Source organism: Erysipelatoclostridium sp. MSK.7.34, from assembly GCF_019041935.1.
In the GTDB taxonomy this organism is placed as follows: domain Bacteria; phylum Bacillota_I; class Bacilli_A; order Erysipelotrichales; family Coprobacillaceae; genus Thomasclavelia; species Thomasclavelia ramosa.
Genome location: NZ_JAHPYJ010000036.1, coordinates 1 through 22,536, shown reverse-complemented (window position 1 = coordinate 22,536; position 22,536 = coordinate 1). Strand labels below are relative to the sequence as shown.

Sequence of the window (22,536 nt, the reverse complement as noted above, 5' to 3'; positions counted from 1 at the left end):
CTGACTTTTAATCAGAGGGTCAGGCGTTCGAATCGCCTGCGGGTCACCATTTAAAAATAGTGCTATCATATTAATTCATTAAAATTGCGGGTGTAGTTCAATGGTAGAACTTCAGCCTTCCAAGCTGACTACGTGGGTTCGATTCCCATCACCCGCTCCATTAGTAAATTGCTCACACTAAGTGTGGGTTTTTTATTTTATTAAAAATTACCTGGCTTTTATAACCAGGCAATTTTGGGTAAACGAGTATATTTATTTAACATTTGCCACGCAATTACTAAAGACGCTTTTTGATTATCTATATTTTGATACATATTCAAAAGTGTTTTTTTTATTTGTGCATCATTACAATCATCATTGATTGCCAGCTGCATAAATTCACTTGGAAACAATAATCGTGAATAGAGATAAATTATTTCATCTACTGTTAGAGCGCTAATCTGAATGTACTCTTCTAACTGTTCAACTGAAATCAAATTATTTTTATAGCTACTGGCTAAATCCTTGACTCTTGAAGCTATGACTAAATTAGCTGGACAGCAAAGCATCTCATAGTTATCGATCATATTAAAGTGTTCTATCCCCGCAACTAGCTTAGTTTCTTTAATTTCATTTAACACGCTAATTGCGGCTTCTCCAAGACCTTGATAGTAATATGACAGCACTACAAAATGTTCAAAATGACTGATTCTTGAAGCATAGTTACCAATCTTGCACTTTGCTTCATCAAGAATTGCACACCAGCTTTCTTTAATTTTTAAAACTTCAACCTGAATATCTAAAGGTCGCAAAGAATATTGTAAAAACATTTCAAAATGATAATCTTCGATTTGATAAGTATACAATATATAGTCCATTGAGATAGGACGATTAAAACAGTTATTAACAACCATGAAACCATTTAGTCCTAATGCATTTACATAGTATGGATAGTCATTAGTAAAATTATTAACCTTGCATAAATAATAAAAATTACCTTGAAAACTAAAGAAATCACTTTCTTGTTCTAGATAGATCTGATAAAAACGTTGTAAAATTTCTAATTCTGATACCAATTAGGCACCTCCCCTTCAATAATTTCCATCACTAATGGATAGTCATAGTCTTTATTAAACTCCTCGTTATAAAATGGTAATAATACCATCATCTTAATTTTAATAACCAATTTCAAAGAAACCATAACATGATTCACACCGTAGCTTTTAACATCTTTTTCGACTGAGCAAGTAATCGCAGATATAGTTTCATATTTAAGTTTTATTTTAGGTCCAACACCTGCTAAGAAAGGATTTTGTGTTAATGCTCCAATGGGAATAGAAGCGATTACCCCACCTTCGTCACTCATCTTTTGAAATCGACGTTGATAAAAAGAATTATCTGTTTTTTTATATGTTCCTTCTTCAATCGCTACAAACAATTCATCTAATTTATTAACCATTTTAGCTCCAATACTTGAAGCATAACTCGTATTAAAATTAATTGTCGCAATTTCATCACCATTACGATTGATCTTGATCAGTTCCTGATGGTCTAATGTAACTGGAAAAGGGGTATTGTTGATTACCATCTGACAAAACCGATTTATTTCTTTGTCTGCAATCTTCTTTAATGCAGGAGTAATATTAACACTAAGAACTTGAATAACAATTGCTAAAATAATGGTAATTACAATAAATATATATCGTTTTTTCATTAAACCACCAATATATTATATTTAGTTTTGTTTCTAATTATACCTCGAAGAAACCATCTTATATATTTGGATAATAATACTTGGAAATGCTGCAGAAACAAAAATTATTGCTAATTGTTTTAGTGATAGTTCACTAATTGAAAAAAGTGAATGAAAATTAGGAGAAATTAGAATCCATGTTAATAATGATACTCCAATTACAAAAGCTCCAACACTATAATAATTTACAGGAATTTTATATAGTGGCAAGTTACTTCGACAGTTAAATCCATGCAATAGTCGCGCCAAACAAAGTGTTCCAAATGCCATTGATGAAGCAGTCAATTCATCACTGCGTAAACCAATAAAATAAGCTAACATTGTGAAAATACAAATTATTATCCCTTCAAAACTCACTTGTAAAATTGTCTCTTTATTAAGTAATGAATCGCCCGATCCCCGTGGCTTTTGCTTTAGAATTTCATCACTCCCCTTTTCCATCCCAATCGCAATGGCCGGTAAAGAGTCTGTAATTAAGTTAATAAATAGTAAATGAACCGGCAAAAAAGGAGTTGGTAAAATTGCAAATGATGTAACTAAAACACAAATTATTGCGGATAAATTCCCAGATAAAAGATAGATAATTGAATTTTTAATATTTGTATATACATTTCGGCCAGTAATGATTGCTTTAACGATAGTTGCAAAGTTATCATCTGTCAGAATCATACTAGCTGCATCCTTAGAAACTTCACTCCCCGTAATTCCCATCGCTACCCCAATATCACTTTGTTTCAAAGCCGGAGCATCATTAACACCATCACCGGTCATTGCAACAATTGCTCCACGTGCTTGCCAAGCTTGAACAATTCTAATTTTATGTTCTGGTGCAACTCGCGCATAAACAGATACATGTGGCAAGTAATTCCGCAATTGCTGATCAGTAAGTTTATCTAACTGAGTTCCCTCTAAACATTTATCACCTTGCTTAAAAATACCAATTTTCTTTGCAATACTGCACGCAGTTACAACATGGTCACCAGTTATCATGATTGGTTTAATCCCTGCTAAAATGCAATCTTTGACCGCCTGAGCGCTTTCAATGCGAGGAGGATCAATTAAAGATACTAGACCAACAAAAACTAAATCATTTTCATCCCTTTTTTCTAATGTATTACGATAAAACTCTTTATACGCAAATCCTAATACACGCTTTCCCTGGCGCGCCAAAGCATCATTTTGTTCCATAATACGCTGCTTATCTTTATTAGTAAAAATTTCTTTATATCCATCTATTAATATTCGATTACATCGTTTTAATAAAACATCTGGGGCTCCTTTAGTGTATAGATGATTCTTTGAAGTAACACTCATCAGCTTTCGGGTGGAATCAAACGGCAATTCCTGTTGACGTTTAGTCTGCAATCGATATGCGTTTTTATAATTATAATCTTGATATAATTCCAGTAAGGCAATCTCTGTTGGATCACCAATACTCTGTGCTTTAGAAATAGTAGCATTATTACATAAAACAAAAGCCTTTAATAAGATATTATGACAATATTCGTGATGATTTAAACGATTTGCTTGTATTAACATCCGATTTGTATATATATCGACTGCTGTCATTTTATTTTGGGTTAATGTTCCTGTTTTATCTGAACATATCACTGAAACACAACCAAGGCTTTCCACAGCATTTAAATTTTTAATAATTGCATTTTCTTTAGCCATTTTTTGAGTTGAAATCGACAAAACAATAGTTACAATTGATCCCAATGCCTCAGGAATCGCTGCAACAGCTAATGCTACTGCAATCATCAAAGCATCGAGCAATTGTTCTTTTGCGATAAAGACATCCATAAACAAAACAATAATACAGATTGAAATAATGCCAATTGACAATTTTACTGAAAATTCATCTAACGTCTTTTGTAATGGCGTACGACGCTGTTTAGTTGCATTCAACATCTCAGCAATCTTTCCTAACTGCGTTTTCATTCCAATGTTTGTAACAATATATTGCCCTGTTCCATTTGTAACTAAGCTTCCTGAAAAAACCATATTTGTCATATCTCCAATAGTACATTGATGATTTATTGCAACTAACTGCTTTTCGACACTATTTGACTCACCTGTCAATGCACTTTCATTAACTTGAAGATTATTCGCTTCTTTTAAGCGTCCATCACCAGCAATTACATCTCCAGCCTGGATAAATACCAAATCACCTACTGTCAATTCGTTTGATTTAATTTCAACTAATTTACCTTCACGCAACACCTTTATTTTTGGCATAGATAATTTTTTTAAACTATCCAAAGATTTCTGTGCTTTTACAGTTTGAAATGTTCCTAGCAATGCATTTAAAGTAATTACAACCAAGATGACCAATGTACTTTCAAATTCTCCGCTAATAGCTGAAATAATACCCGCACAAATCAAGATTATTACTAATAAATCTTTAAACTGATCAAATAAGATTCCCCAAACACTTTGACGCTTTTCACCAATAATTTCATTTCTTCCATATCGTGTTTGACGCTTAATTACATCTTTTTGACTTAATCCATTATCACTGACTCCTAGTGCTTGCTGGACCTCTTTAAACGATTTTTGATATGCTTCCATATTATCCTCCTGTAACCCAATTCATTAATATTAACTATACAAAAAAGGACATAAAAAAAATGTTAAAATTTAATTACTTTGCTAAATAATTAAATCTTAACATTATTACTATTAACGTTTCTTTAAAACAGCTTTAAACATTCCAATAAAAATATCACCAGAAATAAAGTATGCGTAGCCAAGCGCAATAACAATATTTAATATCCATAAAATTTTATCTCCCGACCATGCTAAAGACATACTAATTATAAAAATTACGATTGTCAACACTGTTAGACGTTTATTTATTTTTAAACGTACATAGCGCCGATTCAAATCAAAGAACCGATATCCCGCTAAAAATAAATTCGCAGCCAATGTTGAAAGAACAGCTGCCTGTACTCCAATAATATTAATCAAACCTAAATTGATGATAATATTGATTATAGCTGCAATAGTCGTTGTTACCGACATATTTTTAGCACTTTTAACAGCTACATAAATACTTCCAAAAAATTGTGAGAAGCAATAAAAATATGTAGCTAAAATTAAGGTTGGGGTATAATCGAAAGCACTATATAATTCTTTATTACGGCATAAAATTCCAAAGATGATCGGTGATCCAGCCACTAATAAAACTGAACCTGCTGAGACAATGCAAAACAACATCCGAAACATCCTATTATAATACCTGCCACTATCAGGATCATTTACACTCCTTGTTGCCGAATCTGTCCAAGCTAAATTAAAGGCCGGATATAAGATATTAACAATCGAAGGTATTTTATTAGCCAAGGCATAAACACCATTTGGCCCTGCCCCTAGAAAAATTGAAATAATCCATCGATCAGACAATTGATTAATATACCATGATACCATATTAGGTACAAACGGTAATGCATAGCCAAGCATTTTAAGAGCATATTCGCTACTAAAATATTTAAAATTAAAAAATTTAAAAATATTACATACGCATAGTACATAAATAAAGCCGACTACATCAGCAGCTACTAATGCTATTAAAACCCCAATATACCCTGTCTTTAGCCACAATAAACAAACTGAGACAACAACAAAGTTGACTATTACAACTAACGCCGCCAAAATAGAGTACTCTTTATATTTGGAAAAAGCCCTTAAAACAAACCTAGAAGTTGTTGCAATAATCTCAATCCATATATATCCAATAATCAATAGCTTAAAACTGCCTTCAAACATGCTGATTGGCACAAACAGACAAATAATCGCAGCAATCACCATAAGTCCAAAAATCATTACATATCCGTTAGTAATGACACGCCGTTGTTCTTTTTCACTTTTAGCATCAACAAGAAATCTAAATAGAGCCTGTTCAATTTGCAACGTACATAAAGGTACAATAAATGAAAGAATCGTCGTTGTAACTAAATCTAATTGCCCATACTGCGCATCAGTAGTTGCACTAGTAATAATTGGCGTAGTCAATAAATTAATAATCCGAGGCAGAAAAGTCCCCAACGCCATAATTAACGTATTTTTAACTAATGTTTTCTCTCTTGACATAATTTCACCCTACTTTATATTCCCCATTATAACAAAACCGTGATTATTTTTCATTAATAATCTTTTTAATCGGCAAATCAAATGGTTCTACTGGTAAATTTGCAACTTCTTGGAAACTAAATGCCAAGCCAATTACATTACCACAATAATCACTTAAATAGCGGTCATAATAACCACCGCCATAACCTAATCGATTACCACTTTGATCGTAGCCAACCATTGGTACAATTAGTAAATCAAGATTATCTTTAGTAACAGGATGACTATTATTAGGTTCTAAAATTCCAAAATTACTTGTCTTTAATTCATTGATTGAATTAATTTGATAAAAATCCATCTGTTTACCACTAATTTTTGGAACACAGACAATTTTATTATTAATTATTTCCTTAATCAAACTGATTGTTTCTACTTCATGTCTAAAAGAAACATAGATTCCAATTGCTCTTGCCTCAATAAATTCAGGTTGCTGTTTTAATTTAGAAACAATAAAATTAGATTTAGATGCATAAGTTTCGCTATCTAAATCTAATCTTGCTTGAATCAATTGTTTCCGTAATACTTTTTTATCCAATACCCTGATCCCCAAAATCCAATTTAATTAATTGATTTAGTTCAACAGCATATTCCATTGGTAATTCGCGAGCAAACGGCTCAATGAACCCCATTACAATCATTTCCATTGCTTCTTTTTTTGTTAAACCACGAGACATTAAATAGAAAAGCTGTTCTTCAGAAATTTTTGAGACAGTCGCCTCATGCTCAATAATAGAATCATTATTTCGCATCCAATTAACCGGAACTGTATCACTAGTTGAAATGTCATCTAAAATCAACGTATCACATTCAACCTTGCTTTTTGAATTATAAGCTTTAGCACCATGCTGTACCATTCCCCGGTAATTGACTTTTCCACCGCGGCGAGAAACTGATTTAGAAACAATACTACTTGATGTATTAGGCGCTAAGTGAATCATCTTTGAACCTGAATCCATAATCTGATTCTCACCAGCTACAGCAATAGTAATGCAAGAACCTTTTGCTCCCTCTTCCATCAACACACAAGTTGGATACTTCATAGTTACAGCACTACCAATATTTCCATCGACCCATTCCATTGACCCATTTTTAAATACTTTTGCTCGCTGAGTTACTAAATTCAAAATGTTGTTAGACCAGTTTTGAATCGTTGTATAACGGCATTTTGCTCCTTCACCCACAATAATTTCAACAACTCCAGCATGAAGAGAATCACGAGAATAACTTGGTGCAGTACACCCTTCAACATAGTGGATATCCGCTCCTTTATCAACAATGATTAAAGTTCTTTCAAATTGTGCCATTTGCTCAGAATTGATTCTGAAATAAGATTGTAGTGGCTTATCTAATTTCACTCCTGGCGGTACATAAATGAAAGATCCCCCAGACCAAACAGCTCCATTTAAAGCTGAAAATTTATTGTCATTATAAGGAATAACAGTATCAAAATATTTTCTAAATATTTCCGGGTACTCACGTAAACCACTATCGATATCTAGGAAAATAACACCTTTTTCAGTAACTTCCTTTAACATGTTATGATAAACAACTTCTGATTCATACTGAGTACTAACTCCCGATAAATACTTTTGTTCTGCTTCAGGAATACCTAATTTATTAAATGTTTGTTTAATTGTTTCAGGTACTTCTTCCCATTTATTCGTTTGTTTATCACTAGGACGAACGTAATAAGTATATTCATCAAAATCAATACGGTCTAAATTAACGCCCCAAGTTGGCATAGGCTTTTCCATAAAGCAGCGATAAGATTTTAGACGATATTCAAGCATCCATTCTGGTTCATTCTTAATTTTTGATATTTCAGTAACAATTTCTTCATTTATTCCTTTAGGAGTCTTGAAAACTGAAACATCACCATCATTAAAACCATAGGCATATTCCTGATCAGGAATTTCATTTTTTATATCTGCCATATGTTTCCTCCTATTCTTTATCGAGGATCTGTTTGATTCCTGTCCATCCTAAAGTAGCACACTTAATACGATTAGCCTGTTTATGAGTATTCATAAACGCAATTGCTTCTTCCAAAATTTCAGGGTCATAATCCTTTTCATAAATCATATTATTGTAATTTTCAATAATAACATTAGCTTCATCAATTGTTTTACCAATCAATAATTCACTCATAATTGACGTACTAGCAGTACAAATTGCACATGCTTCGCCATCAAAACGGATATCTTTAATAACACCATCTTCAATTAAGGCTTGCACATCAATATCGTCAATACAAGTTTCTGAATCCATATTTACTGACTGATAATTATCATCATCTACTAGTCCATGATTACGTGGATTTTCATAGTGATCCATAATTATTTGTCGTAACATCATACTATCCAAAGAAGGCATCTAAAAAGTCATCTCCTTTCTTACATACCTCAATAAATCTGTCAATTTCTTCAAATGTATTATAGAAATAGAATGATGCTCTAAGAGTTTGACTAACATCTAAAAATTCATCAAGAATCTTAGCACAATGTTGCCCAGCTCTTATTGCAATACCATATGTGTTAAATAGTGAAGCTCCGTCCTGACTAAAAACACCTTTGATATTAAAAGCAATCGCTCCATGACCATTTGGATTATAAACTTCCAAATTATCTAATTCTAACATTTTTTTAACCGCATATTGACGTAATTCTAATTCATAATCACGAATATTGTCCATCCCAATTTCTATTAAATATTCAATTGCGGCACCTAAACCAATGACACCCTCAATATTAGGTGTTCCAGCCTCAAACTTAGCCGGTGCATTTTTTAATTTAATCCTTCCACAGCTCTTATATCGGGCATTGCTTCCACCACCCCAACGAGTTGGTTTTGTTTCTTGTAATAAATCATATTTACCATAAAGAATTCCCACCCCAGTTGGTCCGCACATTTTATGTCCAGAAAAAACTAGAAAATCAATATCTAATGTTTGGACGTCAACCTTTTCATGAGGAATACTTTGCGCACCATCAACACAAACGATAATACCGCGCTCATGAGCAATTTGACAAATTTCTTTAATTGGTCCATCAAATCCAAGAACATTTGAAACTTGAGCTATTGAAATAATTTTTGTTTTATCACTAATTGCTTTTAAAACATTAGCAACAGTAAGACGTCCTTCATCATCTAAATCAATATATTTAACCGTACTTCCCACTGTATCACAGACTTCAAACCATGGTAAAGTATTTGAGGCATGCTCAGCAACGGTTAAAAGTATTTCATCACCTTCATCTAGATGCGTCATCCCATAGCCAAATGCTATCATATTTAGCCCGTCTGTTGAACCATATGTATAAACTACTTCTTTTCGATCGCAATTTATTAATTTTGCAACTAAATCACGTGTCTTTTCGAACTGTGTATCAACATCATGCGATAAGTCATAGTCACCACGATGTGCATTACCCGAATAGTTTGTCAAATAATTACATACAGCATCAATTACACACTGAGGCTTTAAAGTTGTAGCGCCATTATCAAAATAAATCAGTGGTTGACCATGCATCGTAGCACCATTTAACATGGGAAAATCCTGACGAATTTTTTCTACATCTAACATTAAATCCCCACCTTTTCTTTTAATGTTTCGTTAAACATCTCTCTTAAATCAGCATTATCTATAAATTCCATGACTGGAATAAAATATCCATAAGTTACTAAATGCATTGCATCTTTTTTACTTAAACCACGAGATTGGAGATAATACAAATGATCCTCATCAATCTTACCGACACTAGCACCATGACTTGCTTTTACATCATATTCATCAATATATAAATATGGATTTGCCTTGGCATTACATTTCTCATCAAAAACAATAATTTTATTTGTTTGATGACTGCTAGATTGATGATTTCCTTGTTTAATTGTTCCAATCCCATCGATAACTAAATTAGATGCATCCTTAACAACACCATAATTATCCATAATCCCGGTTGTATGTGGTGCAAAATGCGTTAACGAAAATGTCATATGCTTCTTTTCCTGTCCTTTAGCTAATGAAGCTAAGCGCACCGTACTATTAGCGTTAGAACCATTCAAAGCATGATTAACATTCATTTCAATACTTGAATCTGATAACTCAACATAAGCGCATCTTACATTACTATCACGCTCAACCGATACATTTTCAGTTACTTCAACAGTCCCGTTGACACTGCTTTGATTATCGTTATATCTTAAAATATTACTATTTTGCAATACTTCAATGTTTTTAACTAAAGATGCTGGAACTTTAAAATCATAAGTCTCAATTAATTCCAGTTGTCCTTTAATCTTTAGGTCAAAACAATATTTTCCTTCTTGATCAATTAGATAAATAATTTGTAATGAGGCAGCATCTTTAACATCGATTTTACCATCATTAATAGCAATTCCTACATTTTCTGGGTGACATTCAATTGTACCATTATGAAATACTAAATAATTTTTAATCTCTTTTAACTGTTTCATTATTTAGCTTTCATTCTTTCTTTATTGGCACAACTTTCAAGTAAAATCGGTTTCTTTTCATCAGTAGCGATTTCAACTCCTAATTCTTTTACCCAGTCATAGCCTTCTTGATCAATTTTTTCTACTACTTCAATTCCACCACTTAAAATAATTTTACCATTAACTAATACATGAACGTGACTTGGTGGCACCAATTCAAACAACCGTTCATAGTGAGAAACCATAATACATCCAAAATCATCTGATTTCATAGCGTTAATTGCTTGTGATACTATTTTTAACGCATCAACGTCCAAACCTGAATCAATTTCATCTAATAGAGCAAACTTAGGTTGTAATAATTTCATTTGTAGAATCTCATTACGTTTCTTTTCTCCACCAGAGAAGCCTTCATTTAGATAACGATGTGCTAAATTCTCATCCATTTTCAAATCAGCAATATTTTTATCCAGTGCTTTTACAAATTTAAATAAAGATACTGGTTTTTCTTGATGTGCATTTAATGCAGCTCTTAAAAAATCTGAAGTTGTAACACCTGGAATTTCTTGAGGATACTGCATTCCTAAAAAGATTCCTGCCCTACTTCTTTCATCAACACTCATTTCTAAAACATTTTGATCATCTATGTAGATACTACCTTGAGTAACTATATATTTAGGATGCCCCATGATAACTGATAATAATGTTGATTTTCCATTACCATTTGGCCCCATAATCGCATGGGTTTCACCAGTATTAACAACAAGATCGATACCTTTTAAGATTTCTTTTTCTCCAATACTGACATGCAAATTTTCTATTTTTAAAGTTGACATAATTAAGCCCCTTTCTATCCTTACTAATTCTACTAGATAAGTTATCAAAAAACAAATAAAATGATAAATTATAGCAAAAATTTTTACTATTTTCCAATCAAAATCTAGCACAATTTATATTATAACCACATTGTGACCAAATTATCGATAATTATCAAGAGATTTGCTCTATTATAATATTCTAATCATAACATCCAATTGCTTTTTTTAGATGAAAATTATAAAACTTTATACATTTTAACTATTTTTGATTTTTCTAAAATAGAAATTCAATTCAATTTATATTATTAGTAAATTGTGGTATATTTATATGTAATGGGGGTGTAAAAATGGAATTTCTAAAAGCATTATTTAAAATTATTTCATCAAAAAAAATCACCCATACTTTATTAAATGTGATGATCGTTTTAGTAATATTACTATTAATTATTGCCACTGGTGATTTATGGTATGGGGTGTTATCAGCGATCTGGCTGGTTTCTAAACCATTTATTGTCGGATTTACAATTGCCTTTGTTTTAAATCCACTGATAAATTATATTGAAAAGTATGTTACTAAACGAAGCATTGCCGTAACAATGGTCTACTTAGCTGCTTTTGCTATTTTAACTTTATTAATTTCTTTAGCTGTACCAATGATTTATGAAAGTATCTCTGAAATGTTCCCGGCTTTTTACTCAGGACTTGGTGAAATTGGTGTGTTTGTTAAGGAAAATTTCAATTATGATATTTCTTCTTTAATGCGCCATATTCAGAATATTGTCAATGCTTTCTTTAAAGATTCAGTTGTTTTAGATACAACTATAGATGTTTTAAATCAAGTTATGATCAATGTCACTAATTTTTTAATCTACATCATTCTAGCAATTTATATGTCTAGTAATTTTAAAAATATCCGTAGTCATATTCGTAATATTACATATCGTATTGATAAAACATTGCCAATCTATTTACGTGAAATTGATTCTTCTTTAGTACAATATGTTAAAGCTTTCTTTATTGGAGCAATCGCTCAAGCAATTACAACAATGCTGATGTATCTAGCAATTGGTCATCCTAACTGGTTAATTCTTGGGTTTGTTTCAGGAGCCAGCTCCATTATTCCATATGTTGGACCAATCGTTGCGAATTGTTTAGGATTAATTACTTCGTTAGGAATGGGAACTACTACAATTGTTATTTTATTTATTTTGATTTTCATTCAATCGACGATTATGTCATATGTGATTACTCCACGTATCTATTCATCTAGAATTGATTTGAGTATAATGTGGGTACTTTTTGGGATTCTCTCTGGTTCTTCTCTCTTCGGTATTTGGGGAATGGTAATCGCTATGCCACTATTAGTAAGTGCTAAAATAACTTTTCAAGTTTATAAAGAAAATCATCAAAATGAAAAGCTTATGGAATGATACGCAGCAGCGTATCATTTTTGTTTGAATTTAAAAGTAATTTATATTATAGTATGTACTGGGTGATAAAATTGGAAAAAGTGAATAATAAAATTACAAAAAAAATAAAAAGAATCTTTCCGCCATATTTTAAAGAAGAGTTATTTAATTGTATAACTCATGGAATTATGGCATTTATCATGTTACTTCTAATCCCAGCTTGTGCTGTATATGCATATGTTAAAGGTGGTCCTATCCAATCTTTTGGAGTTAGTGTTTTTACAATTTGCATTTTTTTAATGTTTCTTGTTTCAACTCTATATCATGCTATGGATCATGACAGTCCTCATAAACAGGTATTCAGAATCCTTGATCATATCTTTATATATTTTGCAATCGCTGGAAGTTATACCCCAGTTGCTCTGTGTTTAATTAAAGGATATCAGGGAATCATCATCCTTGTTATTCAATGGGCAATGGTAATAGTAGGAATTTTATATAAATCTATTTCAATAAAAAGTTTACCAAAGCTTTCGCTAACTATCTATCTAGTTATGGGATGGACAGCCATCCTATTTATGCCTTCAATCATTCAAAATTCTAGTGCTGCTTTTCTCTGGCTAATTGTTATCGGTGGTTTAATGTATTCAATCGGAGCATACTTTTATGCAAATAAAAAAATACCCTACAACCATGTAATCTGGCATATATTTATTTCAATAGCTTCTATCTTACATTTTATTGCAATAGTTTTTTATATTTAAAAGGATGTCTTGACGACATCCTTTTTTAATTAGCACATATTACAAATGATTACTAATAAAATGAATAAAACTAAGATCAATGTAAAAGAATTATCTTGGCATGCCATTGTAATCGCCTCCTTTTTATTACATACAATAGATACCTACAATAACTAGAATAATAAACAAGACATAGATGTTTACATTAGTGCATTTACAGTTATTCATCAAATCCCCTCCTACCACCTACATATTATAAATTATGTTAAAATAACAATTGGCAATGTGTTTTTGCCTAATTTATTGAAATTAGATGCGATAAATAGTATAATTGTAACGTTATGGAAAGATAAGGAGGAAAGATATGAAATTAGGTAAATGTGCTGCGGCACTAGTCGTGACTAGTTTCTTATTAACTGGTTGTCAAAACAGCTCGAAAACAGTTAAAGAAGATGGGAAATATGTAGTTGCTTCTTTAAACAGTGGGAAAAAAGATAAAAATATTTTTGCGGATGATATTTTTAACGATGTAATATCTACTGCCAGTGGAAAAAGTTCATACTTTAATGCCGTGCTTCAACAATTAATGGATCAAAAATTCCCAATCGATGAGGATATGGAAACTGATGCTAATGAAACAGTTGATCAAATCCAAACTTACTATGAAAATCAATATGGCGATAATGCTGAAACTCAATTACAAACAGCGTTAAGTTCAAGTGGATTTAATTCACTTGATGAATATCGTGAAAACATGGTGAGAGTCTATCAAAGATGCAACTTTTTATTAGCTTACGTTGAAAAGAACTTTGATGAAGTTTTCGATGATTATTACACTCAAGCAAGTCCACGTGAGGCTAGTCTTATTAAAGTTTCAATGACTGATGTTGAAAATCCAACAGCTGATGAAACAGCAAAATTGAGTGAAGTCACTGCTTTATTAAGCTCAAGTAAAAGTTTTGGAGATATCGCCAAAGATTACTCTGATGATACAAACACTAACAAGAATAAAGGAAAATTAGGTATTGTAGATACTACAAGTGGTCTTTCACAAACATTTGGTAGTGATGTTGAAACTAAAATATTAGCACTTGCCAGTGGTGAAACTAGTGAAGCCATAAAAGGTACTGATGGATATTATTTTGTAAAAGTTACTAGTACTGATAAAGATAGTATAAAAAAAGAAATAAAAAAAGATTTATCTATTGATACTCCATTGATTGCATATGATAAGTATATGAGCTATATTGTTTATCAATCTTATAATGTTAAATACGATGATAAAAATACTGAAAAAATAATTAATAATGTAATTGATGAAGCTTTAAAAGAACGCGAAACTAGCCGAGGAGGAACAAACTAATGAAGAAAAAAATATTTCCTTTAGCAATAGTTGCAACTCTTTTGGTCGGATGTAGTTCTTCTAGTGCAACTACTTATACTTCAGAAATAAAAGATGGAGATAAGACTATTGCAACTGCTGATGATGTTAAAATTAGTAAAAATGATGTTTACCATTATTTACTAAAAGAATATGGAAGTTCTGAAGTTCTTTCATTAGCTTTAACTTATATTGCTGATCAAGAACTGACAGATAAGGATGCAGTGCAAACTAGAATTAATGAAAAGGTTGCAAGTTTTACTGAAAACTTAACTACTTCATTAGAAGAATATGCTAAACAATATGGTTATGAAACTGAACAAGAATATATCGATGGTGTTTTAACTTTAGGAGTAAAACAAACCATGCTTAAAGAAAAATATATTAAAGATAACTATGATGACCTGGTTAAAGAATACAAAGTTAAATATTTAAAAATTATTACTTTAGACACTGAATCAGCTGCCTTAAGTTTAATTGATAAAGTTAAAGATGGCAGTGATTTTGACACTTTAATGACTGAAAACAATGGTACTGATGCTGGTATGGTCACTACTAAAACAAGCAGTGTCGACTCAAAAATTATTAAAAAATTAGATAAATTTACTAAAGATGGTATTTATAATAAAGTGATTAAGACATCTGAATCTAAATATGCTGTAGTTTATGTTTACAATACAGATAAAAAAGATCTAAAAGATGAAATTATTACTAATTTAGCTTCTGTTAGTGATATGTCTACAAAAATGGAAACATATTATTTAAAGAAATACAATTTTGATGTATACGAATCAGCAATCAAAGATGAAATTAAAGAATCAAATGAAGATTATTTCGGATAAGGGGTTTCCCCTTATCTTTTTTCTATGTTAGAATAATATTATGGAGGACTTATAGAAATGGAGAATTGTATCTTTTGTAAAATCGCTAATAAAGAAATACCTGGTAAAATTGTATATGAAGATGATTTATGTCTAGCTTTTTTAGATTTGAGTCAAACAACTAACGGACATACATTAGTTGTTCCTAAAACACACTATCAAAATATTTTAGATGTTGATAAAGAAGTTTTGAGCCATCTAATCAAAGTAACAAAAAAGCTTACTAACCAAATAATCACTAATTTAGACGCAAAAGGCGCGAATGTGCTTACCAATGCAAATGAAGTGGCTGGTCAAACTGTTATGCATTTTCATATCCATATTATTCCAAGATATAATGAAACAGATCAAATCAAAATCGACTTTACTGATCGTAGTCAAGAAGTTGATTTAGATAATATTTTTAATAAAATAAACAGCTTATAAAACTTAGATATTTTCGCTAAATTAAAGTAATTTACTCTTGTATATTACTTATTTAGCGTTTTTTTATCAAAATCATTTTAAATTGATTATCCTATCTGTAATTATAAAAGTTAAAAAATGACGATACTTAATCTAAATGTTATAATTTATTTAAAATTATTGACTTTGGAGGAAGTTAAAACTATGAAGTATTTTTTAATCGAAGGTATCGTTACTCATCCTGAACGAATGACAAATGAAATGATGCAAGAGCATCAAAAATATACAAATCTTTTAATGAAAGCGGGGAAAGTACTCTTTTCGTCATTAAAAAGCGATATGAGTTCTTCAATAACTGTAATAAAATCTAGAAATGAAACTGAAATACAAGAATTTTATAAACATGAACCACTTTTTAATAATAATGTGTTAAGTTATCACATTTCCGAATTGCAAATACATTATCATACTTCTGAAACTGCTAATTGGTTTTAAAGTGATCGTAAAAATTCTTAAATTTAAATAATTAAATTGTTATTTATACTTCTATTTCATTAATAGGGTAAAGGAATAAATTTGATAATTTATTCTCCCATTGAACCGTACGTACGTGTCTCGTATACGGCTCTACATTTATATCACTCTTAAGATAATAATCTAGGTGATAGACTAAACCTGGTCTATCACCTTTCTTTATGCTTAGAACTTTTAGCGATATTATAAAATTGACTATATTCATTCCACTTCTCCTATACCAGCCTAACCTTGTGTTTGCACACTTATAAATGTCATCTTCACTAAATCTACATTTACATGCTTTGTTTAATTTCATTAGATTTCTATATATTGCCTTTGGCTTCTTCCACCTCTTGCACAGTCATTTTGTCTATTCCAGGTACTCCTTTATTTTGTTTGACCTTTTCGATAGTCATTTTCAAATTCTCTTTACTTTTACCATCTAGGATTACGTTTCCCAGTTCTAGGCTATCCTCACTTTCGAACTATCCAAATATTGCTTATAGTGATTTGCACTTTATAAACGTTTCAGTCCTTCATCATTTCTGACTACTATGACTTCATCAGACTTCTTGTGATAAATCTTTTTCTATCGATGGTATCATTACTGTTTTTAACAGTTTACTGGACTTCATCGTCCACAAGGTCTCCCGAGGTAAGGCATACATCTTTTTTTATCTTCACAGGTTTTTGATTTACTGTCTTGGTTTGTTCTGCAACCTTATCTCCCATTCAGCCTCATCAAATTTCTTTTCGTAATCTCGAATATTTCGCTACACCACTTCCATCACCCATAGCATCACTACTAATGGTTTGTGGTTCACTACTCTTAGCGGTAAATACCCGTGGTGGGACTTTCACCGGCTAAATGTATGCCATGCTCGGCACACAGAAAAAGAGTAATTCTGTCAAATGATAGAATTACTCTTTTTAATAAGTTTTACAATCTTAATTTAATTCATTTTTGGTTTATAAAAGGCTCTATTTTCTAAAGCAAAAACTCGTTTTGAAAAACCACCTGGTTCTACTGTCTCTAAAGCTTTATCTAGCATATTGATCCGAGCATCCATATTATCAATTAAATAAATTACCTCTGCTTCTTTGATTTGTGGTAGTATTGGTGAACCAAATTCGTTTTTTCCATGATGAGATAAAATTATATGTTGTAACAGCGTAACTTCTTCACCCTCAATATTCATTTTATCAGCCATTTCTTTGATCATTGCCTGAGAGATTGATATATGACCCAATAATTTACCCTCGATTGTATATTCAGGTACAACTGGACCACTTAGTTCTACTGTTTTACCTAAATCATGTAATGTAATTCCCGCAAATAACAAATCTCTATTTAATGATGGATATAATCGAGCCAAAGCATCAGCTATCCTTAACATGCTGCAAGTATGATATGCTAATCCAGATACATACTCATGATGATTTTTACTAGCAGCAGGATAAATTGTTAATTTTTCAACATGTTCGTTGAATAATGCTTTAACTAACTGATTTAACTTAAGATTGTTAATTCGCTCAATAAAAGTATAAATCTCCTTTACAAGCTCTTCTCCTGTTTGTGGCGCACTTTTTAGAAATTTAACTTGTTCTTGAGGTTCAGTTGAAGCAACAACAATTTTGATTATCTTCATTTGGCGATCTTCATTATATTTGATTACATCACCTTTTACTTGTACAACACAACCCATAACTAACTTTTCTACTTGCTCATTAGTTGCATTCCACAATTTAGCATCGATTGTCCCAGTAGCATCTTGTAAAGTAATACTAAGATAGGTAGAACGATTGGCCCCATTTGTTTTTCCAACAACAACACGGTTAATCAGTGCCTCAATTACTACGCCTTCATCACCAGGTTTTAATTCATTTATTTTATTCATCATCCAAGGCTCCTTCTCTATTTAATAATTCTTTAATATGCTCATAATTGTAACCTTTTCTTAAAAGAGTATCAATGATTTTTTCTTTTAAATGAGTACCTTGATATCTTTTTGAATACTTTTTCTTTTGTCTTGAGAATTCTTTTTCCAAAGCTTCTTGTTCTTGCTGATCATCAAACTCAAAATCAAAATCACTAAGTGCTCGTTCAATTGTTTCAGAAGTAAAGCCTTTTATATAAAGTTTATCTCGAATTTTCTTCACCATTGCTTTATAAGAAAAACTAGTATTACGACTATAAATGGATTCAATTAATGTGGTGGCAGCATTATACTCATCGTCATCATCATCAATCTCTTCTAAACATCGATCAATAATTTGACTATCAATTCCATAACTCCGTAAATTATAAATAGCTTTATTTAAGCCAATTCCAAGTCGTGTACAGCGTTTTAAATAATTTAAGGTATATGCTTCATCATTTATTAAATTCTTCTCTTGAAGTAACTCTAGCGTTGCATCTAACTGTGTATCATCATAATCACCACTATCCATTAACTTCTTTTTCATTTGATTATAAGTATAATCTTTTACTGTGAGTAATTTTAACGCTTTATTATAGGCCCGAGAAACTTGTTCAAAATCTTTTAAAACATCAAATAACTCTTTATCAATAACTTTATTTGGCTCTAATTGATAAGCTTTAATTAATTTATCATTTACCTCAACAATAATCTCACTTTCATCAAATAGAAAAACAACTTCATTTATCCCTCTTTTAACCGGATATATCGACTTGACCGTATATGAATAGTGTTTCGAATTAATTGCTTGCTGATAAACAGCAATTACCTTTTCATAAAATACTTCACTACTAAACTTCATTGCACTTAAGTATGCGGCTTCTGCCATTTTAGAATAATCATGATTAATTAATTTTAATAGGATTTCCACTAGTTCCGATGTTTCTTTAAAAAAGTACCCATTTACACCGTCATCGATAACATCCTCCAAATTTTTATCATAGCGTGCAACAGCAGGTATTCCACTTGCCATCGCCTCAATATAAGTCAATCCTTGAGTTTCAGTTATTGAAGCAGAAACAAATACATTTGATAAATGATAATAACTTGGTACCTCATTACTAGGCTTAGGGCCGGTAAAAATCACATAATTGCTGATATGATCATCTTTTACTAATTCTTTCAATTCCTCTAACTGTGGTCCTCCACCGACAATCAAGCAAAGTACATTATCATTTTCTTTAATAACTTCCTTCATTGCATCAATTAATACTTCAATACTTTTTTCTTTCGCAATTCGTCCTAAAAAAGTTACAATAAACTGATCTTTAATTCCATATTTGTCTTTAATTTGCTCAATCAATTCAGTATTTTTATTTTTAGGATCAAATTTTTCTAGTTCTAATCCTGTAGGAATAATATGGACGTCTTTATTTAAACCATATAATTCTAATGCTTCTTTAGTCTTTAAAGAAGGTACGATTAATTCAGTACTTTTATCACCATAAAATTTACTAATACGTGTAATTGCCTTTTTGATCAAACCATCAATAGCTCCAGAATTTACAGGATTAACATAATGAGAATAATCTGCCCACATCGTATGATACGTATAGACAACAGGAATATTAAGAGTTTCTCCTACGATTCTTCCAAATATTCCTACCCCAAATTCAGTTTGAACGTGGATAACTTCAATGTTCATTCCCTTAATTTCACGCATTCCTTTGAAGGAATAAATATTACAAGCCCGGTAACCATACAGGGCTTGTATTTCCAATCCAGGAACTCTTAAGATATTATCATGAGGATCATCCATATAATCACTATCACTAGGTAACTCGCTAGTAACAACAACTACATCATGTCCATGTTTTACTAATTCATCTTTCAATATTTTAGTTGATGTCGCTACCCCATTAATATCAGGGATATATGTATCTGAAAAAATTGCTATTCTCATTACTTTACTCCGATCTATTTATTTCTCGATTAGTTGCAAAAATGATACCACCAATAATTAGTCCTAAATAGTAGGTTACAAAGCGCCATACTAATAATGTTGTTGGCGTACCAACAGCCCCTAAAATAGGGCTAAATAACATATAATAAACTCCTTCGCTCCCGCCACTTGCTCCAGGAATCGGAACAAAGGCAGTAATCATATAAACAAATGAACAAATACCAATAAAATCGAATATTTGGATAAATGAAACATTAAGGTTTAATGCTTTTGCTGCAAAGAAGGGAATACTATACATAATTAATAATTTAAACAAATTAATTAATGATGATTTTATCAATACATTCTTATTTTTTAATAACACGTTTAACTCTGTTCTAAAGTTTTCAAGTGAACGTGCAATCTTAATAGAAGTATCTTCATAGTTTTTTACAATTCTTATTTTACTTAACGCTTTTACAATATTATTACAAATAAAATCTTGTAATCGCTTTGATTTAGCACCTAAAAATAGTCCAGTAATAACAAAGAAATTAATCAAGAAGCCTAAAATTGCTAATGAAAAAAATTCTGAATACATTGAACTATAAGCCTGATAACGGAAAATCATCACTACTGCAGTAAATAAAACTAGTACTGACTGGTAAACAATAAAAGCCATCAATAAAATACTAGCAGAGTTAGTTGGGGCAATTCCCTGCTTATTAAAAATATAGACTTGTGCAAATTGACCCCCACTAGAAAAGGGGGTAACCCCATTAAAAAAAGTTCCTGAAATCGAATTTACAAACCCTTGCTTATAACTATAATCTTTTTTATATAACTTACCAAAAGTATATAGATTAATTCCATCTAATAAAAAATATATAGACATTAATGCAAAGGAAATAACAATCCATAAAGGCGAGGCCGTTGTTAATGCTCTTAAAGAAGCATGTAAATCATCTTTCATTGTAAAATAAATTACAGTTGCCCCTAAAACAAGAATTAAAATAATGTTAAGGAAATATTTTTTATTAGATTTCTTATCCATAAGCTTTCCTCATATTAGAGGTTCAGCGTTTCTTCATACACCTCTAATAATTCTTTCCCTATCTTTGATAGTTCTCTCTCTTTAGCTACTTTATAGCCTTGCTCAACTAATGAAGGATATTCTCCGTTAATCATCTTTTTAATGATTTCAACAAAATCATCTGTGTGGTTACCTTTGTAACAGTTCACGCCATTTTCTAACCAATCTGAAAAAACAGGAATATCACGCAGTAAAACATTACATTTACTTGCCAAAGCTTCCAATACAACTATTCCCTCAGTTTCTTCTCTTGATGGGAAAAAGAATATATTACTTCTTCCATAAGCCCCTTTAATTATATCACCGCTAACATAGCCTGGTAAAATAACATTTTGAGGTAAATCATCTAGTAAATCTTTAATCTTTTTTGTAGGACGTGATAATTTAATATCACCAAACCACATAAATTTATACTCAGGCAATTTCTTTGCCACCGATACAAAAGTATCAAATCCTTTTCTTTCAAATAGCCAACCTACCGAAATAATAACAACATCTTTAGAATCAATTTTGTATTGCTGAATAAACGATTCAATTTGTTCTTGACTAGGATTAAACTGTGTCAAATCAACACCATTCGAAACTGCTTTAATTGGAAGTGTAATTCCATAAGATTCTAAAATCCGCTTTGAATAAGGAGTCGGAGTTACAATATAATCACCTTTTGTATACATACTGATCAGCCATTTTTTATAAACCCCTGAAACAGTATTAGAAAACATAAAAGAATTTTTAAAATCTTCTTCTGTGCTATGAGCATGATATACAATCTTTTTATTATACTTTCGTGCTTGATTTATTATCTTAAAACTATCAGGCCATACAGTATTAATGTGGAGAATATCATAATCCAAATCATCCTTATCTGTAGTATAAGGGATTCCTGATAATTCTAATGCTTTTTTTTGATGGACAAAAGCACGACCAATTCCTGATTTTTTGATAGCATCTTCTTGTCCAAAATATAATTTAATTTTCATTTTATCACCATATCTATTATACTACAAAGTAGTCCTAATTTAAAGGATTATAAGTAAGGCATACTTCGGTTTAGAACAAAGAAAAAAGGATACGCAGAGGTATCCGTAAATAAAAAAAGAACCGGCAGCTT

The 22,536-nt window shown here is 31.3% G+C and carries 21 protein-coding genes and 1 tRNA gene; 7 read left to right on the top strand and 15 right to left on the bottom strand.

What is annotated here, in order from left to right:
* Nucleotides 1-86: 86 nt before the first annotated feature.
* Nucleotides 87-160, top strand: a tRNA-Gly gene (locus KTF99_RS15755).
* Between the two features lie 58 nt (nucleotides 161-218).
* On the opposite strand, the gene KTF99_RS15750 is transcribed toward KTF99_RS15755, so the two are convergent.
* The 10 genes from KTF99_RS15750 to sufC all read right to left on the bottom strand — a co-directional run bounded on the left by KTF99_RS15750 (nucleotide 219) and on the right by sufC (nucleotide 11,154).
* Nucleotides 219-1,055 carry a hypothetical protein gene (locus KTF99_RS15750; protein WP_029479785.1) on the bottom strand — a complete coding sequence of 279 codons (837 nt, stop codon included), beginning with the start codon at nucleotides 1,053-1,055 and terminating at the stop codon, nucleotides 219-221.
* On the bottom strand, nucleotides 1,040-1,693 hold the full coding sequence (locus tag KTF99_RS15745) for a sporulation protein YunB (protein WP_003538052.1): 654 nt from the start codon (nucleotides 1,691-1,693) through the stop codon (nucleotides 1,040-1,042). The genes KTF99_RS15750 and KTF99_RS15745 overlap by 16 nt, the downstream gene beginning before the upstream one ends.
* A gap of 33 nt (nucleotides 1,694-1,726) precedes the next feature.
* Nucleotides 1,727-4,303 carry a cation-translocating P-type ATPase gene (locus KTF99_RS15740; protein WP_003538051.1) on the bottom strand — a complete coding sequence of 859 codons (2,577 nt, stop codon included), beginning with the start codon at nucleotides 4,301-4,303 and terminating at the stop codon, nucleotides 1,727-1,729.
* 111 nt (nucleotides 4,304-4,414) lie between these two features.
* Nucleotides 4,415-5,824, bottom strand: a complete 1,410-nt coding sequence (locus KTF99_RS15735) for a lipopolysaccharide biosynthesis protein (RefSeq protein WP_003538050.1) — start codon at nucleotides 5,822-5,824, stop codon at nucleotides 4,415-4,417.
* A 43-nt stretch (nucleotides 5,825-5,867) separates the two neighbouring features.
* Nucleotides 5,868-6,398, bottom strand: a complete 531-nt coding sequence (locus tag KTF99_RS15730) for a 5-formyltetrahydrofolate cyclo-ligase (protein ID WP_003538049.1) — start codon at nucleotides 6,396-6,398, stop codon at nucleotides 5,868-5,870.
* Complete coding sequence (gene sufB, locus KTF99_RS15725; protein ID WP_003538048.1) at nucleotides 6,391-7,797, bottom strand: Fe-S cluster assembly protein SufB; 1,407 nt, start codon at nucleotides 7,795-7,797, stop codon at nucleotides 6,391-6,393. Before sufB ends, KTF99_RS15730 begins: the two co-directional genes overlap by 8 nt.
* 10 nt (nucleotides 7,798-7,807) lie before the next feature.
* On the bottom strand, nucleotides 7,808-8,236 hold the full coding sequence (gene sufU / locus KTF99_RS15720; protein ID WP_003538047.1) for a Fe-S cluster assembly sulfur transfer protein SufU: 429 nt from the start codon (nucleotides 8,234-8,236) through the stop codon (nucleotides 7,808-7,810).
* A complete protein-coding gene (locus KTF99_RS15715) occupies nucleotides 8,220-9,446 on the bottom strand; it encodes an aminotransferase class V-fold PLP-dependent enzyme (RefSeq protein ID WP_008791889.1) in 1,227 nt (408 codons plus the stop codon). Before KTF99_RS15715 ends, sufU begins: the two co-directional genes overlap by 17 nt.
* On the bottom strand, nucleotides 9,446-10,339 hold the full coding sequence (locus KTF99_RS15710; RefSeq protein WP_008791890.1) for a SufB/SufD family protein: 894 nt from the start codon (nucleotides 10,337-10,339) through the stop codon (nucleotides 9,446-9,448). Before KTF99_RS15710 ends, KTF99_RS15715 begins: the two co-directional genes overlap by 1 nt.
* The gene (gene sufC / locus KTF99_RS15705; protein ID WP_008791891.1) at nucleotides 10,339-11,154 is read right to left on the bottom strand and encodes a Fe-S cluster assembly ATPase SufC; all 816 of its coding nucleotides are present in this window, start codon (nucleotides 11,152-11,154) and stop codon (nucleotides 10,339-10,341) included. The genes KTF99_RS15710 and sufC overlap by 1 nt, the downstream gene beginning before the upstream one ends.
* Before the next feature lie 329 nt (nucleotides 11,155-11,483).
* On the opposite strand from sufC, the gene KTF99_RS15700 reads away from it, so the two are divergent.
* On the top strand, nucleotides 11,484-12,566 hold the full coding sequence (locus KTF99_RS15700) for an AI-2E family transporter (RefSeq protein ID WP_003538042.1): 1,083 nt from the start codon (nucleotides 11,484-11,486) through the stop codon (nucleotides 12,564-12,566).
* The gene (gene trhA, locus KTF99_RS15695) at nucleotides 12,563-13,309 is read left to right on the top strand and encodes a PAQR family membrane homeostasis protein TrhA (protein ID WP_003538041.1); all 747 of its coding nucleotides are present in this window, start codon (nucleotides 12,563-12,565) and stop codon (nucleotides 13,307-13,309) included. Before KTF99_RS15700 ends, trhA begins: the two co-directional genes overlap by 4 nt.
* 29 nt (nucleotides 13,310-13,338) lie before the next feature.
* Here trhA and KTF99_RS17705 read toward each other — a convergent pair whose 3' ends face one another.
* The gene (locus KTF99_RS17705) at nucleotides 13,339-13,416 is read right to left on the bottom strand and encodes a YjcZ family sporulation protein (protein WP_081446386.1); all 78 of its coding nucleotides are present in this window, start codon (nucleotides 13,414-13,416) and stop codon (nucleotides 13,339-13,341) included.
* Nucleotides 13,417-13,652: 236 nt separating this feature from the next.
* Between KTF99_RS17705 and KTF99_RS15685 the strand changes: the two genes are divergently transcribed.
* From KTF99_RS15685 to KTF99_RS15670, 4 genes are all read left to right on the top strand, one after another.
* Nucleotides 13,653-14,651, top strand: coding sequence for a peptidylprolyl isomerase (locus KTF99_RS15685; RefSeq protein WP_003538040.1), 999 nt, complete (start codon nucleotides 13,653-13,655; stop codon nucleotides 14,649-14,651).
* The gene (locus KTF99_RS15680; protein WP_003538039.1) at nucleotides 14,651-15,511 is read left to right on the top strand and encodes a hypothetical protein; all 861 of its coding nucleotides are present in this window, start codon (nucleotides 14,651-14,653) and stop codon (nucleotides 15,509-15,511) included. The genes KTF99_RS15685 and KTF99_RS15680 overlap by 1 nt, the downstream gene beginning before the upstream one ends.
* 57 nt (nucleotides 15,512-15,568) lie before the next feature.
* Nucleotides 15,569-15,976 (top strand): HIT family protein, encoded by a 408-nt coding sequence (locus KTF99_RS15675; protein ID WP_003538038.1) that lies wholly within the window; start codon nucleotides 15,569-15,571, stop codon nucleotides 15,974-15,976.
* Nucleotides 15,977-16,159: 183 nt separating this feature from the next.
* Nucleotides 16,160-16,450: a hypothetical protein gene (locus KTF99_RS15670; RefSeq protein ID WP_008791893.1), complete on the top strand. Its 291-nt coding sequence runs from the start codon at nucleotides 16,160-16,162 to the stop codon at nucleotides 16,448-16,450.
* A 974-nt stretch (nucleotides 16,451-17,424) separates the two neighbouring features.
* Here the strand turns inward: KTF99_RS15670 and KTF99_RS15665 are convergent.
* The 4 genes from KTF99_RS15665 to KTF99_RS15650 are packed head-to-tail and all read right to left on the bottom strand — an operon-like array spanning nucleotide 17,425 to nucleotide 22,405.
* On the bottom strand, nucleotides 17,425-18,369 hold the full coding sequence (locus KTF99_RS15665; protein WP_008791897.1) for an HD domain-containing protein: 945 nt from the start codon (nucleotides 18,367-18,369) through the stop codon (nucleotides 17,425-17,427).
* Nucleotides 18,362-20,353 (bottom strand): glycosyltransferase, encoded by a 1,992-nt coding sequence (locus KTF99_RS15660; protein ID WP_008791898.1) that lies wholly within the window; start codon nucleotides 20,351-20,353, stop codon nucleotides 18,362-18,364. Before KTF99_RS15660 ends, KTF99_RS15665 begins: the two co-directional genes overlap by 8 nt.
* A gap of 4 nt (nucleotides 20,354-20,357) precedes the next feature.
* Complete coding sequence (locus KTF99_RS15655; RefSeq protein ID WP_003538032.1) at nucleotides 20,358-21,386, bottom strand: lysylphosphatidylglycerol synthase transmembrane domain-containing protein; 1,029 nt, start codon at nucleotides 21,384-21,386, stop codon at nucleotides 20,358-20,360.
* A gap of 14 nt (nucleotides 21,387-21,400) precedes the next feature.
* On the bottom strand, nucleotides 21,401-22,405 hold the full coding sequence (locus KTF99_RS15650; RefSeq protein WP_008791899.1) for a glycosyltransferase family 4 protein: 1,005 nt from the start codon (nucleotides 22,403-22,405) through the stop codon (nucleotides 21,401-21,403).
* Nucleotides 22,406-22,536 lie beyond the last annotated feature (131 nt).